Source organism: Microbacterium sp. zg-Y1090 (assembly GCF_030246945.1).
Taxonomy (GTDB): domain Bacteria; phylum Actinomycetota; class Actinomycetes; order Actinomycetales; family Microbacteriaceae; genus Microbacterium; species Microbacterium wangruii.
The window spans coordinates 1600800-1616404 of sequence record NZ_CP126742.1 but is presented as its reverse complement, the minus strand read 5'-3'; the positions used below and the strand labels follow the sequence as shown (position 1 = coordinate 1616404).

At 68.2% G+C, this 15605-nt stretch carries 9 protein-coding genes and 1 pseudogene; 4 read left to right on the top strand and 6 right to left on the bottom strand.

Annotation, left to right across the window (positions count from 1 at the left end; all coding sequences use genetic code 11):
• The first annotated feature begins 639 nt into the window (after positions 1–639).
• Together QNO26_RS07605 and QNO26_RS07595 are read left to right on the top strand one after the other, a co-directional pair.
• Positions 640–3660: an RHS repeat domain-containing protein gene (locus tag QNO26_RS07605; RefSeq protein ID WP_257638382.1), complete on the top strand. Its 3021-nt coding sequence runs from the start codon at positions 640–642 to the stop codon at positions 3658–3660.
• A 1067-nt stretch (positions 3661–4727) separates the two neighbouring features.
• A pseudogene (locus QNO26_RS07595) lies at positions 4728–5765 on the top strand (IS3 family transposase).
• A gap of 25 nt (positions 5766–5790) precedes the next feature.
• Here the strand turns inward: QNO26_RS07595 and QNO26_RS07590 are convergent.
• Together QNO26_RS07590 and glnA are read right to left on the bottom strand one after the other, a co-directional pair.
• Positions 5791–6432 carry a hypothetical protein gene (locus QNO26_RS07590; protein WP_257530857.1) on the bottom strand — a complete coding sequence of 214 codons (642 nt, stop codon included), beginning with the start codon at positions 6430–6432 and terminating at the stop codon, positions 5791–5793.
• A gap of 232 nt (positions 6433–6664) precedes the next feature.
• Positions 6665–8089: a type I glutamate--ammonia ligase gene (glnA, locus tag QNO26_RS07585; protein ID WP_257530859.1), complete on the bottom strand. Its 1425-nt coding sequence runs from the start codon at positions 8087–8089 to the stop codon at positions 6665–6667.
• A gap of 129 nt (positions 8090–8218) precedes the next feature.
• Between glnA and QNO26_RS07580 the strand changes: the two genes are divergently transcribed.
• Positions 8219–8641, top strand: coding sequence for an RDD family protein (locus tag QNO26_RS07580; protein ID WP_257530861.1), 423 nt, complete (start codon positions 8219–8221; stop codon positions 8639–8641).
• 15 nt (positions 8642–8656) lie between these two features.
• Here the strand turns inward: QNO26_RS07580 and QNO26_RS07575 are convergent, their stop codons facing one another.
• Positions 8657–9367, bottom strand: coding sequence for a DUF4191 domain-containing protein (locus QNO26_RS07575; protein WP_257530863.1), 711 nt, complete (start codon positions 9365–9367; stop codon positions 8657–8659).
• Positions 9368–9486: 119 nt separating this feature from the next.
• On the opposite strand from QNO26_RS07575, the gene QNO26_RS07570 reads away from it, so the two are divergent.
• Positions 9487–10953 (top strand): hypothetical protein, encoded by a 1467-nt coding sequence (locus tag QNO26_RS07570; protein WP_257638381.1) that lies wholly within the window; start codon positions 9487–9489, stop codon positions 10951–10953.
• A gap of 6 nt (positions 10954–10959) precedes the next feature.
• Here QNO26_RS07570 and sucB read toward each other — a convergent pair whose 3' ends face one another.
• The 3 genes from sucB to QNO26_RS07555 all read right to left on the bottom strand — a co-directional run bounded on the left by sucB (position 10960) and on the right by QNO26_RS07555 (position 15591).
• The gene (gene sucB / locus QNO26_RS07565) at positions 10960–12681 is read right to left on the bottom strand and encodes a 2-oxoglutarate dehydrogenase, E2 component, dihydrolipoamide succinyltransferase (RefSeq protein ID WP_257530867.1); all 1722 of its coding nucleotides are present in this window, start codon (positions 12679–12681) and stop codon (positions 10960–10962) included.
• 64 nt (positions 12682–12745) lie between these two features.
• Positions 12746–14116, bottom strand: coding sequence for a dihydrolipoyl dehydrogenase (gene lpdA / locus QNO26_RS07560; protein WP_257530869.1), 1371 nt, complete (start codon positions 14114–14116; stop codon positions 12746–12748).
• Positions 14116–15591: a leucyl aminopeptidase gene (locus tag QNO26_RS07555; protein WP_257530871.1), complete on the bottom strand. Its 1476-nt coding sequence runs from the start codon at positions 15589–15591 to the stop codon at positions 14116–14118. Before QNO26_RS07555 ends, lpdA begins: the two co-directional genes overlap by 1 nt.
• Positions 15592–15605 lie beyond the last annotated feature (14 nt).

Genomic DNA, 15605 nt, shown 5'->3' with positions numbered 1-15605 from the left:
GGAAATCGCCCGAATCCTCCAAGGGGTCGCAGGTTCAAATCCTGTCATCCCGACCGGTGGGCTGTTGGCAATACTGATTGCAAAACGGCCGAGAAACGAGAAGGGCACTGGCTTCGAGCCGGTGCCCTTCTCGTTTTCTGGGTACCCGGGCTCTCGCCGAGGTGCGTGGGTAGGTGGGCTCCACCTTTTAGGCTTGAAAATGCGAACGCGCCCGGTTTTCGGGCGCGTTGGATTGTCCTAGGTGTGCGAGGTTGTTGCCGGTGTCTCGCCGGCCGGTGCTGGGTGGTGGGGTGACCGTCAGGTTCGCATAGGCGGATCCCTTTACCTTTCCGATTGCTATGCGCTAGCTTTCAGGCACCCGTCACGCAGATTAGGCCGCTGACACGGGAGTTCATTGGGGAACGACGACCGGTTGGGGGCTGTGTGTCGGCACGTACGCGCGCGGATGGTTGGCGGGAACGTCTCACGAGAGGCACAGCGGCCGCGGCTATCGGCCTGCTTCTGCTGTTTCCTGCGCCTCCCGCGTCAGCCCTCTCCGCGACCGGACTTCCTGTCGGGCCCTATTCCACCGTGCGCGCCGGTGACCGTCCGGGGGCCACGGAGTTGGAGTTCCCGATCTCGGATCAGGCGACCGTGTTCGTGGATGTCGGCACTGGCAACCTGCGCCTGCAGACGGCGTCCCTGCAGCTGCCCGGTGTGAACAGCAGTGTGGCTATCAGCCAGGCCTACAACTCGTTCAGTAGCCAGAATGGCAGCACCGGCACGCTGGCGGCGCACCGCTGGACCCTCGGCGTGCAAGGGGTGGGCAGCCTCGCAGCCGGCGCGGATGGGGCGGTGGTGTACGTCGCCGCTGACGGCGGGGTGTGGACGTTCACCGCGGGCACGGGGGGAACCTTCGCCGCCCCGGCGGGGTTGCGAGCTGACCTTGCGGCAGTGGGCTCGCAGTACCGGCTGACGTTCCGGGATTCTTGGAACGTCGTCACCTTCGACGCCGACGGCCGGCCGGTGAGCATCGCGGACCGCAACGGCAACACCACGGCCCTCACCTACGGGCCCAGCGGTCTCAGCACTGTCGTGTCCACAGCCGGGCCCACCCAGGCGCGGACCGCGACCTTCGCGTACAACGCCGCCACCTACACGCTGACCGTGTCGCAGGCTTCCGGGTACTCGAGCCGTTCGGTGGTCTACACCAAGGACGCTGCGTCGAACCTGGTGAAGATCACCGACGCCAACGGGAAGCAGACCACCTTCGGGTACTCCGGGGGTAACCTCACAACCATCACCGCACCGGACGGCGGGGTGACCACGATCACCTACGAGTCCGGGTCGAGGAAGGTCCTCTCCGTCAACCGGGCAAACAGCTCCGCAGGCTCCCCGGGCGCTTCCATCACCCGCCTGGCGTACCCGTCCGCAGGCACAACTCTCGTGGCCCGCCCGAACACCAACCAGTCCACTGCTGTCGCGTCCGTTCCCCACATCCAGTACCGCATCGACGGGAATCGCCTCGTCAGCTCTGCAACAGACGAGATGGGCCGCAGCCGCGCCGCGACGTACACCGCCAACGGGGATGTCGCCTCAGCAACGTCGGGGACGGGGAACGCAGCGTCCACGACCATGGCCACCTACGGCGCCAACAACGGCGACTCACTCACGAGCGTGCAGTCACCCGCCGGCGCCACACAGGCCTTCGCGTACGGCAACACCGCCGCAGAGACAAGCTACCTGCCGACGACTTCGACCGATTCCGCCGGGAACGCCACCACGTACACGTACAACGGTGCCGGCAACCCGCTGACCACCTCCGACGCGGTCGCAGCTACCGCGGCCCTCACCTACAACACGAACGGGACCGTCGCGACCGCCGCCGCCCCCGGCAACGGGTCCAACACCACCAAGTACACGTACAACGCCAACGCGCAGCTGACGCGAGTAACACCCGTCACAGGCTCCTCCCTCGGGGTCCGGAACTTCACGTACGACGACTTCGGACGGGTGCGCACCGCCACGGACGGCAAGGGTGTCACGGTCACGTACAGCTACGACAAGCAGGACCGGCTGCTGTCCACCGCTTTCAGCGGCGGGACTGCGACGGTGACGAACACGTATGACGACAATGGCCGCCCGAAGACGCGCGTTGACGCGAACGGCACCACCACCTACACCTACGACCAGCTCGGCCGCCTCACCGCCCGCGCGAACACCTTCGCCGGCGGAACCATCACCTACGGGTATGACAAGTCATCCAACCTCGTCACCGTCACCGACAGCCGCGGCACTGTCACCAACCACTTCGACAACTCCGGCACCCCCACCGGCATCGCCTACCCGACAAGCTCGGGGACGAAGATGCTGAACTTCGCCAGCGACGACCAGGGCAGACGCACCGACTCCTGGCTGGCCGCAAACGCCGCGAACACCAGCTGGCGCGGCCACACCCACCAGGACTACGACGCCAGCGGCCGAGTCAGCCGCGCCATCGCGGAGTCGATGACCAACGATGGCACCGTCACCACGATCAGCGACATCTCCTACTGCTACAACACCGGGACTCCTGCCCCCACCTGCGCAGCGCAGACATCCGGCGACCGGGCGAAGCTGCAATGGGAACGCAACAACATCACCGGGCAGGTCACCAGCTACAGCTACGACGGGGCAGGGCGACTGACCGGCGCCTCCCAGACCGGCGGGACCAACCCCACCACCTGGACCTATACCTACGACGCCCGCGGAAACCGCCTCACCGCAGGCACCACTGGCGGCACCACGACCTCACAGGCCCTCACCTTCAACGCGGCGAACCAGGTCACCACCACCGGGTACACATTCGACGGCGCAGGCAACATGACCGCCGACACCGCAGGCACCTACGCCTACAACGGCGCCGAGCAGATGACCTCTGCCACCAACGCCAGCGGGACCTTCGGGTACAAGTACGCCGGCACCAGCCAGGTCGAGGTGCTGCAGCAGCAGACTCCCACCGCCACCTACAACCTCGTCTACGGTCGCACCAACCAGGTCGGCCAACCCGTCATCGAGCAAGCCAAGATCGGTTCGGTCACCGCGTACGTCGACAACGACCCGGTCACCGGGCAGCCGCTGATGCTGCGCACCTCCACCGGCACCGTCAGCCTGTACGTCTACGACGGCACAGGAAACCCCACCGCCATCCTCCGCGACTTCGCCGGCACCGGCTACACCTACCAGTACGACCCGTACGGGCTCCCGACCGTCACCTCCAACAGCGGCGGCACCGGGCTCTCCCAGAACCCGTTCCTGTTCCAGGGTGGCATCCAGGACCGCGCCACCGGGTGGGTGCACTTCGGAAACCGCTGGTACAACCCCACCCTCGGCCGCTGGACCCAACAAGACACCCTCGACAGCCCTCTCGACCCCAGCAACGCCAACCGATACGGCTACGCCGCCGGTGATCCCATCAACAATGTTGACCCCACTGGGCGCATTAGCCTCTCAGACGCGTCCGTCGCTGGCCTGGCGGGCGGCGTGGGTAGCGCGGCAGCCGGATGTGCCATCGGCGCTGTAGCCACATCACCAGGCGGGCCGACGGCTCTAGCTGGCTGTGGATCGGGTGCTCTAGCGGGCTTTGTTTCGGGCGCCATTGGGGGCTTCGTCGGATCACTAGTTACGCAGGCGCTCAGTTAGGTAATGACCATGCAAAAGAACGCTACGAAGGCCGCGCTGGTAATCGTCTACTCAGCTGGATTGATCCTGGGAGCGATCTTGATCGTCGGATCTCTCGCTCTCGGGTGGGCGTCAAGCTGGTCGGTGCCCGTCCTGGGTGTATTACTGCTCCTCGCGTCGACAGTCGGAATCGTCGTGACTATGCGTCGGCGTTGAGCCGCACCGGCTGGGGAGTCGCCATGGGAATCGGATTGGATCTAGGCGCCGGCGGCTGCGGCTGCGGCTGCGGGAGCTGCATGCGGAATCAGTTGCGCAAGCTGCAGAAGAACGTCCTCAACCGCCGATCTTGTGACACCCGGGACCAGCTCCGTATCGCAATCGTCACCTGGATCGAACGCACTTACCACCGGCGCCGTCGACAGAAGCGGCTCCACGGTTTGGACCCCATCGAGTACGAAGCAATCATGAACACCGACGTCGCCCTCGCGGCGTGACTGCAACCCGTCACCTATCCGTGCGGCAGACCCAACCGATACGCCTACGCCGGATGCGACCCCATCAACAACACCGACCCCACCGGCTACATGTCGTGCGGGTGGGCGTTTACGTTTGCGCTAGTGGGGACTGCGGGCTTGGTCGGCGCCATACTCACCGCCCCCGTGACGCTGGGCGGCTCGATTATGGTGGGGCTCGCTCTCGCGGGATATGTAGGGTCCGCTTGGGGCGTGTACGACTCATGCTACTGACGGAGGAATGATGAAAGCGCTCGCTGTGATCGCCGCAATCGCCGCGGTTGGAGGATTGGTCCTTATGCTTTCCAGCGCGAGCGCCTGGGTTGCAGGGCTGATGATGCTCGTAGGTTTTGGTGGTGTGAGCGTACTCGCAACCGCGACGGTAATCCGTCGCCGCGGAGGGCCGCGTTAGCTCGAATAGGGAGGTCGTCGCTTCCCGGAATCGGAAAGCGATATTCCTCGGCTCGCGCTGCATCCAGCGCATACAGGCGCCGGGGGTGAAGAGGATGGGCGTGAGGAACGAATCGGTGACAACTGATCGTTAGTGCTGGGAGCGCTGGCGGGAAGGATGTCATCATGCCCGGTCCGTACCCCAAGGAGTTCGGTGAGGACGTTGTCGCGGTCGAGAGGCCTCGCGAGAGTGGCGTCACCATCAAGCAGATCGCCACCGACTTCGGTATCAGCGAAGCAACGTTGCAGAACTGGCTCCGCCAGGCCGATGTCGAGGACGGCAATCGTCCCGGTCAGACTGCGGCCGATGCTGCGGAAGCGCGCGAGCTGAAGAAACGTATCCGGTTGCTCGAGCAGGAGAACGAGGTTCTCAGGCGGGCTGCGGCGTATCTGTCGCAGGCGAACCTGAAACTCGGTGGCTCTCCAAAATGACATACCCGCTCGTTGCCGAGCTCGCCGACGCGGGGATCCCCGTGACGGTGTCGTGTCGGGTCCTCAAGCTCGCCCGCCAGCCCTATTACAGGTGGCGTAACGACCCTGTGCGGGACGCTGACGTGCTCCGGGCGCACCGGATCAACGCGTTGCATGACGCGCACCACGACGACCCCACGTCCGGGTACCGATACCTGGCCGACGAGGCCCGGCGTTCCGTGCTGAGACGCCGAACCGGGTGTGGCTGACCGACATCACGGAGCACCGCACGGCCGAGGGCAAGTTGTATTGCTGCGCGATCAAGGACGTGCATTCGACCGGATCGTCGGGTACTCGATCTCCGACCGGATGACCTCGAAACTCGCCGTCGACGCGCTCCGCAACGCCGTCGCGCGACGAGGTGACGTCGCCGGGTGCATTCTGCATGCCGATAGAGGCAGCCAATTTCGCAGCAGAGCGATGGCCCGCGAGCTGCGCCGTCACGACATGGTCGGATCGATGGGCCGCGTCGGCGCCGCCGGAGACAACGCCGCGATGGAGAGCTTCTGGTCGCTTCTTCAAACGAACGTCCTCAACCAGCAGAGGTGGGCGACTCGGCAGGAACTGCGGCTCGCGATCGTCGTCTGGATCGAGCGGAAGTACCACCGCCAACGAGCTCAAGACACCCTCGGCGGGTTGACGCCCATCGAGTTCGAGGCCAAGCTAACCGAGCCGCTCACACTCGCGGCCTAAACCGCACCTGTCACCAGTTCGTTCCTCACGCCAAGCCGAGATTTGGCATGACGATCGCCGGGAGTATCGCCCGCATCTGCGCGTCCGTGAACAGGTTGCCAGTGATCGACCCGACACCGGTGAGTCCGGGCAGGTCTTTCATCCAGCCGGTGTCGATGAGTGGCGGAATGTTCTCCATCCATGCGGCGCCGGCGAGCCCCTCGTAGTCCTTCACCCACGCGGAAGGGTCGATCGCCGAGGAGATCAACTGCGATGTCGAAGCATTCATTTCGGGAAAGAAGAAGGCGTTGCTAGTAAGGCCTGTGACCTTCAGCCCGTCGGACCCGAAGGCACCGGGGTCGGACGTCTGGCCGAGGAGCCATATCAGGGAGTCGCTGAGCTTCAGCGTCTCGGTCTGCTGCATGAACGGGCTGGTCACAGACCGCATGAAGTCGTCGTCGAAGATTCGTCCCAGCGAACCCGAGGGGAGTGCCCCCTTGAACGCGGTCAGATCCTTCGGGTCCAGCGGCTCGCCGTCGTCGCCACGAATCGTGAAACGGATGCGCGTGTGCTGCGGGGTCTCTCCCGAAGTGTCGTCGGCCGGCACGTCGCCCTCGTGGGCGGACGCCTCTTCTTCGCCCTCGTCGAAGGGTTCGTCGTCGTCAGATGGGGCGATCACGGCGGCCATCCGACCAGCGAACCACACGCTGCGGGCCCGCCGCGTCTCGCCTGTGCCTCTTGCCGTCGCTGCGCGTGCGCGGAAGCGGTCATCCGCACTGTCCGAGAACCTGTCCGTTTACTCCCCGTAGCCGTCCGTAAACGTCCAGAGATAGACTGAGCCCCAGACAGCATCTGCTGTCTGGGGCTCAGTAAATTGCTGGCCTCGGAACCGGGAGTGCGGTCCCTAAGACCCCTCGGAATCAGACGCCGAAGTACAGCTCGTACTCGAACGGGTGCGGACGCGCCGCGATCGGCTTGATCTCGTTCTCGATCTTGTACTCGATCCACGTCTCGATCAGCTCGGGCGTGAAGACGTTGCCGCGCGTGAGGAAGTCGTGGTCGGCGCGCAGCGCCTCGAGCGAGTCCAGCAGCGAGTTCGGAACCTGCGGGATGTTCTTGGCCTCCTCGGGGGGAAGCTCGTACAGGTCCTTGTCGACCGGCTCGTGCGGCTCGATGCGGTTCTGGATGCCGTCGATGCCCGCCATGAGCTGAGCGGCGAACGCGAGGTACGGGTTGCCGGAGGCGTCGGGCGCACGGAACTCCACGCGCTTGGCCTTCGGGTTCGAACCCGTGATCGGGATGCGGATGGCTGCGGAGCGGTTGCCGGCCGAGTACACCAGGTTGACCGGAGCCTCATAGCCCTTCACCAGGCGCTTGTAGGAGTTCAACGTCGGGTTGGTGAACGCCAGCAGCGCCGGCGCGTGGGCCAGGATGCCGCCGATGTACCAGCGTGCGGTGTCCGAGAGCTGGGCGTAGCCCTTCTCGTCGTAGAACAGCGGCTTGCCGTCGCGCCACAGCGACTGGTGGGTGTGCATGCCCGAACCGTTGTCACCGAAGAGGGGCTTGGGCATGAAGGTCGCGACCTTGCCCCACTCGAGCGCGGTGTTCTTGACGATGTACTTGAACTTCAGGATGTCGTCTGCCGCGTGCACCATGGTGTCGAAGCGGTAGTTGATCTCCGCCTGTCCGCCGGTGCCCACCTCGTGGTGGGCGCGCTCCAGGTGCAGGCCGGCGTCGATGAGACGCAGGCTGATGTCATCGCGCAGGTCGGCCTGCTTGTCGACCGGGCTGACGGGGAAGTAGCCGCCCTTGAAGGGGGTCTTGTTGGCGAGGTTTCCGCCTTCTTCCACGCGGCCGGTGTTCCAGGCGCCCTCTTCAGAGTCGACGTGGTAGAAGCTCGAGTTCTGCTTCACCTCGTAGCGCACGTCGTCGAAGATGTAGAACTCCGCCTCGGGGGCGAAGTACGCGGTGTCGGCGATGCCGGTGGACGCGAGGTACTTCTCCGCCTTCTTGGCGACCTGACGCGGGTCCTTGGCGTAGATCTCGCCGTTGCGCGGGTTGTAGATGTCGAAGATCATCACCAGCGTCTTCGCCTCGCGGAAGGGGTCGAGGTACGCCGTCGAGACATCCGGGATCAGCTGCATGTCCGATTCGTGGATGTTCGCGAATCCGCGGATCGAGGACCCGTCGAACAACTGGCCGACGGTGAAGAACTCCTCGTCGACCGTGGAGGCGGGAATGTTGAAGTGCTGCTGGACACCCGGGAGATCCGTGAAACGGATGTCGAGGAACTTGACGTCCTCGTCCTGGATGAACTTCAGCACCTCTGATGAATCACGGAACATGCGTTCTCCAAAGGTGGGGCTGGTGTCGGGACCCGGCGGGCGGGCACTTCCGACCGTAGTCGGGGGGAGTTGCTCGGCAGTATCCCCCATGTTTCAGCCATGTTACGCGAGGCCGGATAGGCTGGAGACGTGCCAGAAACCCCCCTCGACGACACGTATCCCGGCGAGCGACTGGGTCTCCCGGCGACAGGTGCCGGCAGTCTCGCCCCGCTCGGTCGGCGTGTCGGCGCGCTGTTCATCGACTACACCAGCGCCTACATCGTCGCCATCGCGATCACCCTCGCGACGGTCGGCGACTACTCGGCTCCGCCGCTGCTGATCCTGGCGCTCTTCGCCGGCCTGCAGATCGTGTTCATTCCGACCCTGGGCGGGAGCCCGGGTCACCGACTGCTCGGCATGCGGGTCAACCTCGCCACCGGCGGCTGGCCGGGGCTGTGGCGTCCCGTGCTGCGCACGCTGCTGCTGGTGCTGGTGATCCCGGCAGCGATCTGGGATGCCGACGGCCGCGGCCTGCACGACAAGGCAGCCGGCACGGTGCTCGTCCGCGCCTGAGGCCGGGCAGCGGCGTCAGCGGGGACGCGGAGCGCGGACCTTCGTGGGGTCGATGCCCTTCGGGATCGGCAGCGAGGTCACGGACTTCGACACCGAGTCGACGCGCTTGATGACGGCCGCCATCGTCGAGCGGTCGATCTTGTTCGGAAGTGCCTTGATGGTGGATGCCAGCTTCGAGATCGGCACATCGCCCTCGCCGTGACCGATGTAGAGCACGGTCACCGGCACGCCGGACGCGACACGCTGCACCTTGGCGCGCTCGTCGGCGACGAGGCGCGTCAGACGGCCGCGCGCACCCTCGGCAACGATGACGACGCCGCCGCGACCGATGACGCGATACACGGCATCCTGCGACTTCGGGTTCACGCCCACGGGCATCTCGTTCGCCTGCCACTTGCGTCCCAGCCCCGTGGAGAGGATGTGTCCGGCCGCGCCGGGCATGCCGTCGATCTTCTGGTACATCGCACGTGTCGACAGGCGTGTCATCGTGATCATCGCGGCGAGGACGCCGGCCATGAGACCGCTGACGCCCCAGAGGATGATGCTCCACACCGCCGTGGGCGGGATGAGGAACCCGACGAGCACGCCCAGGGCGATGCCCAGCACGATGATGCCGATGAGGAGCCACCCGAGCCACGGGTAGACGTTCTTGGTGAAGACGAACAGCGACTTGATCTGAGAGATCAGACCAGGGCGCTTCTCTGGTGCGGGAGTGCGTGCGGCCATGCCCACCAGCCTACCTTTCGGCGCCTCGTCTCCTGCACCGCCGACGGGAAGCGCTGGTTATCCCCGGATGCCGCATTCACCACGCATCCGTGTCCTCACCCGTGCGCACAATCGGGGGCATGAATCCCCCTGATCGCCTGCGCTCCGCCGGCTCTCTCCTCGGTGGCGGCACCGTCGTGCGGGTCGCCGCAGACGGTGCGCCCTGGCCCGGGGTGATCGTGCGGGAGGATGACGGCCGCAGCACGCTGCACGTGGATGCCGCGCTGCTCGCCGGCAGCGAGGTGTGGCGCGCCCCGACGGGAGGGCACCTGTTGGCGCCCACCGATGTCGTGCGCACGGCGACGGGGCACGAGGCGGTGTTCGATCTGTGTCGCGGACGACTCGACGTGCTGCTGCACCAGCGCGACCGCGTGCGGGCGCCGTTGACGGCGGGGGAGGCGGTGACGGTGGCGGTCAGTCTGCTGCGTGGCACGGAGGAGGCGGGCGCCGAAGCGCCCGGGAAATGGTGGATCGCCGAGGACGGGCGACCGGTTCTCGCGCTGACCGGCGATGAGAACGCGGCGACCGAGACTCGCAACCTCCTGAGTGAGTTGGCGGCGTCCTCGGCCGACCCGGTGCTGAGCACGGCGCTGCATGCTGCGCACGACGCCATCGGTGGCAACGCGTCCGCGATCATGCAGGCGGAGGATCTGCTGTTCGCCGCCGCGGAGCCGGCCGCGCTCATCACGAGCGTGCCCGCCCCGGCGGCAGCCCGCTCGGTGGCTGCGGCGGTCGACCACGCGGCGGCACCGTCGCGATCGGCGCTGCGGGCCGCCGTCGCGCGCCACGTCGACGCCGATGTCGCCGACCGCGTGCTGCGCGCGCGCGACGACGTGCGGGTGTGGTGGACGCGGCGCCGCAGCGAGCCCCGGGTTCGGCGCCCCCGGCAGCGCCGGAGACGGGATGCGCCGGGGGCGGGTTCCGCGGCGGCGGCGGGGGTGGGTGCGGAGCCGCCTGCGTCGGCGCGCGCCGCCGCACGACCTCGACGACGCCCTGCGCTCATCGGGGTCGCCGTCGCGGCGGCTGTGCTGACCGCGGGCATGATGTGGCCGGAGCAATCCGCGCCGCCCGCTGCGCCCACCGGGCAGACGATCGACGCACGGCGGTCGCCGTCCCCCACCCCGGGGTCACCGGGCACCGCCACCGGACCGCCGCCGGCGCTCGAGTCACCCGGCGCGCAGCCGGATGCGGATGCCGCGGCGCAGGCTGCCAGCGGGAGCGCGGATGCCGCCGGTGCTGAGGATGCGCGGGCGGCAGAAGACCCCGAGCAGCGGGGGCGGACGCTGCTCGACGCGGCGTCGGCCTGCGGCGACGAAGCCTGCCTGAACCGGCTGCGCGAGACGCCGGGGCGGCCGGTGGTCGACGGGATCCTGGCGGAGCGTCCCGAGGAGCGTCGGATCACGCTGGTGGACGACTATGGTGGCGTCGCGGTGCTGCGGGTCTCACCCTCGGTGCCGGGGGCGCAGCCGGATCGCCTGCTCGTCATCGTCGAGGTGGAGCGGAAATGGCTGATCCGCGACGCCTACGACGTCGCGGATCAGCCATGAACGGGTTCAGATGCCGAGCGATCCCTCGAAGTTTGCCGCCTCGAGGCGCGCCTTCATCGCGCTCAGGAAGCGCGCTGCGTCGGCGCCGTCGATGACACGGTGGTCATACGACAGGGCGAGGTAGACGTAGGAGCGCACCGAGATGGCATCCTTCCCGTCGACCTGAACGATGCCGGGCCGCTTGACGACGGTTCCGGTGCCGAGGATGGCCGTCTGCGGCAGGAACACCACAGGCGTGTCGAAGAGCGCGCCGCGCGAGCCGGTGTTGGTCAGCGTGAAGGTGCCGCCGGCGAGCTCGTCGGGCTTCAGCTTGTTGTTGCGCGTCCGGGCAGCCAGGTCGGCGATCTCGTGTGCGATCTCTGCGAGGTTCTTGTCGCCCGCGTCGCGCAGCACCGGGGTCAGCAGCCCGCGCTCGGTGTCGACCGCGATCGAGAGGTTCTCGGTCGCCGGGTAGACGATCTTGTCGCCGTCCACGGTCGAGTTGATGACGGGGTACGTCTTGAGCGCCTCAGCGGCGGCCAGTGCGAAGAAGGGAAGGAACGACAGCTTGTCGCCCGTCTTCTCCAGGAACGTGCCCTTCACCTGGTCGCGGAAAGCCGAGAGCTTGGTCACGTCGACCTCGACCACCGTGGTCAGCTGCGCCGTCTGCTGCATCGAGGCGACCGCGCGCTCGGCGAGGACCTTGCGCAGACGCGACATCGGCTGGGTGGTGCCGCGCAGCTCGGAGACCTCGACGGCGGGGGCAGCGGCAGCCGGAGCCGCCTCGGCGGGTGCCGGCGCCTTGGCGGCAGCGAGCACGTCCTCCTTGCGGATGCGTCCGCCGACGCCGGTGCCCTTGACCTTGGTGAGGTCGACACCCTGCTGCTGAGCCAGGCGGCGCACGAGCGGGGTGACGTAGGTCAGCGTGTCGTCGTCCGCGGCGACGGAGAGCGGGGCCGCGGCGGGTGCCGCCTCCTGCTTCTGCGGCGCGGGAGCCTCGGCGGGCGCCGGTGCGGCGGCGGGAGCGGACTGCGCCGGGGCGCTCTTCTCCTCGGCGGGGGCCGGAGCCTCGGCGGGCGCGGACTCGGCGGCCGGAGCCGGAGCCTCTGCTGCGGGGGCGGGCGCGCCGGAGCCGATGCGGGCAAGCGCAGCGCCGACCTCGACGGTCTCGTCCTCCTGCACGAGGATCTCGACGAGCTTGCCGGCGAACGGCGCGGGGATCTCGGTGTCGACCTTGTCGGTCGAGATCTCGAGGAGCGGCTCATCGACCGCGACGTCGTCGCCGATCTGCTTGAGCCAGCGGGTCACGGTACCCTCGGTGACGCTTTCGCCCAGTTCCGGCAGGACCACGTCCTTGGCGTCTCCCGAGTCGGAGGCGGCGGGCTGTGCGGGCTGCTCGGCCGGAGCCGATTCTGCAGGGGCCTCGGCGGCGGGCTGCTCAGCGGCAGGCTGCTCGGCCGGTGCGGGGGTCTCCGCGGCGGGCGCTTCGTCAGCGGGGGCGGCGGCTCCGGAGCCGTCGCCGATCTTCGCCAGCACGGCGCCGACCTCGACCGTCTCGTCCTCCTGGACGAGGATCTCTTCGATCACACCGCTGATGGGCGACGGGATCTCGGTGTCGACCTTGTCGGTGGAGATCTCCAGCAGACCTTCGTCTGCCTCGACCGTGTCCCCGACCTGCTTGAGCCAGCGGGTGACCGTTCCCTCGGTGACGCTCTCGCCGAGCGCGGGGAGGACCACGGAAGTGCTCATGAGCTTTGTCTCCTTCTGATGGCGATTCTGAACCAGCTTAGTTGTCCGGGCACGCGACGGGGTGTCAGCGTGCGTGCAGCGGCTTGCCCGACAAAGCCAGGAAGGCTTCGCCGAGCGCTTCGCTCTGCGTGGGATGCGCGTGGATGAAAGGCGCGATGTCCTCGGGATGGGCCTCCCAGCCCACCGCGAGTTGCCCCTCGGTGATGAGTTCGCCGACGCGTTCTCCTGCGAGGTGCACGCCCAGCACCGGCCCGTCGGCGAGCCGCACGACCTTCACGACGCCGGCCGTGCCGATGATCTCGCTGCGGGCGTTGCCTGCGAGGTTGTATTCGTAGGCCACGACGGCGTCGCCGTGCGCCGCCCGCGCCGCCGCCTCGGTGAGTCCGACGGATGCCACCTCAGGGCTGCTGTAGGTGACCCGGGGGATCAGCGAGTCGGGGATGCTCGGCACGGTGCGACCGGCGATCCGCTCGGCGACGGCGATGCCCTGCTGGAAGCCGCGATGGGCCAGTTGCAGGCCCGGGACGATGTCGCCCACGGCCCACACGCCCGGCGCGGTCGTGCGCAGGTCGTCGTCGACGACGACGAATCCGCGATCCAGGCCCACGCCGGCCTCCTCGAAGCCGAGGCCGTCGGTGGCGGGACCGCGGCCCACGGCCACCAGCAGGTAGTCGGCGACCAGCTCCGTGCCGTCTTCGAGACGGACGGTGATCGCATCGTCGGTCTGTGAAGCGCCGGCGAACCGCACCCCCAGCCGGGAGGTGATGCCACGCTTGCGGAAGGCGCGCTCGAGCGCCTTGCTGAGAGCGACATCCTCGGTGGGGACCAGGTGGTCGAGCGCCTCGACCACCGTCACCTCGGAGCCGAACGAGCGCCAGACGCTGGCGAATTCCACTCCGATGACGCCGCCGCCGAGCACGATCACGCGCTCGGGAACCTCGGCGAGTTCGAGTGCCTGCTCGCTGGTGAGGATGCGGCCGCCGATGTCCAGGCCGGGCAGGGTGCGGCTGTACGACCCCGTCGCGAGCACCACGTCGGCGCCCCGGTAGAGATCCTCGCCGACCTGCACCGCACGATCCGCCGTCAGCCGCCCGGCACCGGGGACGACCGTGATGCCGCGTGCGGAGATGAGTCCCTGCAGCCCGGAGTGCTTCTTCGCCACGATCGCCTTGCGGTAGGCGCGCACGGCATCGATATCCACACCGCCGAACGTCGCCCGCACGCCGACATCGCCGGCGTGCCGCGCACTGTCGGCGACCTCGCCGGCGTGCAGCAGCGCCTTGGTCGGGATGCATCCGCGATGCAGGCACGTGCCGCCCAGCTTGTCCTTCTCGATGAGCACGACACTCTTGCCGAGCTCTGCCGCGCGCAGCGCCGCGGCGTAGCCGCCGCTGCCGCCGCCGAGGATGACGATGTCGGCCGCGTGCTCGGCCATCAGCGGCCTCCCGCCGCGATGAACTCCAGGAGGCTGCGCACCATCGTGCCGGTGGGGCCCTTGTCGGTCGCACCGAACCCGGAGCCCTTGTTCCAGCCCGCACCGGCGATGTCCAGGTGCACCCACGGGATGCGCTCCGCCTCAGGCTCATCCGAGACCCGTCCGACGAAGTGCTGCAGGAACAGTCCGGCGAACAGCGAACCGCCGGCGGGGTCGCCGATCTTGGCGTTCTGCAGGTCGGCGATGGGGGAGTCGAGTTCCTCCCGCATGTGCGGCGGCAGCGGCAGCGGCCACGCGGCCTCTCCGGCGCGCTCCGCGGCGGAGAGGAAGGCCTGCACGGCGGCATCCTCACCCATGACACCGGTGTGGCGCGTGCCGAGGGCCACGGTGATCGCCCCCGTGAGGGTGGCGATGTCGACGAGGACGTCCGGCTTCGCGCGGCTGGCCGCGACGAGTCCGTCGGCGAGAACCAGCCGGCCCTCCGCGTCGGTGTTGAGCACCTCCACGGTGGTGCCGTCCAGCATCCGCAGGACGTCGCCGGGGCGCGTCGCCCGGCCGGAGGGCATGTTGTCCGACAGGCACAGCCAGCCCGAGACACGCACCGGCAGCTGCATGGCCGCAGCCGCGCGCACGACCGCGAGAGCTACGGCCGCGCCGCACATGTCGTACTTCATGCCCACCATGCTCGCGGCGGGCTTCAGTGACAGTCCGCCGGTGTCGAACGTGATGCCCTTGCCGACGACGGCGATGTGGCGCTCGGCGTTCGCGGGGGCGTAGTCGACCTGCACGAACCGCGGAGGGCGGTCCGAGCCCTGTCCGACGCCCAGGATGCCGCCGAAGCCCTGCTCCCGGAGCTGCTCTTCATCGAGCACGGTCACGGTGACGGGGAGGTCGGCGACGGCATCGATGGAGCGGTCGGCGAAGTCGGCGGGGGAGAGCCACTCGGCGGGGATGTTGACGAGGTCCTTCACCAGCGCGACCGCCTCGCCCAGCGCGGCGACGGCGGCGACGTCGGCCTCGGCGGGCGCGGTGGGGGTGTGCAGCACCACGCGCTTCGCGCGTTGCGATGCGGGTTCGTCGCTCTTGTAGCCGGCGAAACGGTACCCGCCGAGCACCGCGCCTTCTGCGGCGGCACGCCACGGGTCACCGGTTGCGAGCGGAGCCGCCACGGCGAGGGTGTCGAAGCCGGTGGCGGTGCGCACGGCGGCACCGACGGCGTCGCGGATGGCTGCGGCATCCGGCTCTTTCCCCGTGCCGACCACGATGAGCGGCACCGCAGCGATCTGTGGAAGGAAGAGGCGCTGCTGTGCGCCGGGGGCGCCGGTGAAGCCGAACGCGGTGAGGGCGTCGGCAAGGCCGGGCCACGTCTGCAGGGCGTCGCCGGCGGCGTCCAGCGGGGGAAGGGCGAGGACGAGGGCGTCGGCCTCGGCCTCTGTCAGGGGGCGGGTACTGTGCGCGAGCTCGGGGAACGGCATCCTCCCATCCTAGG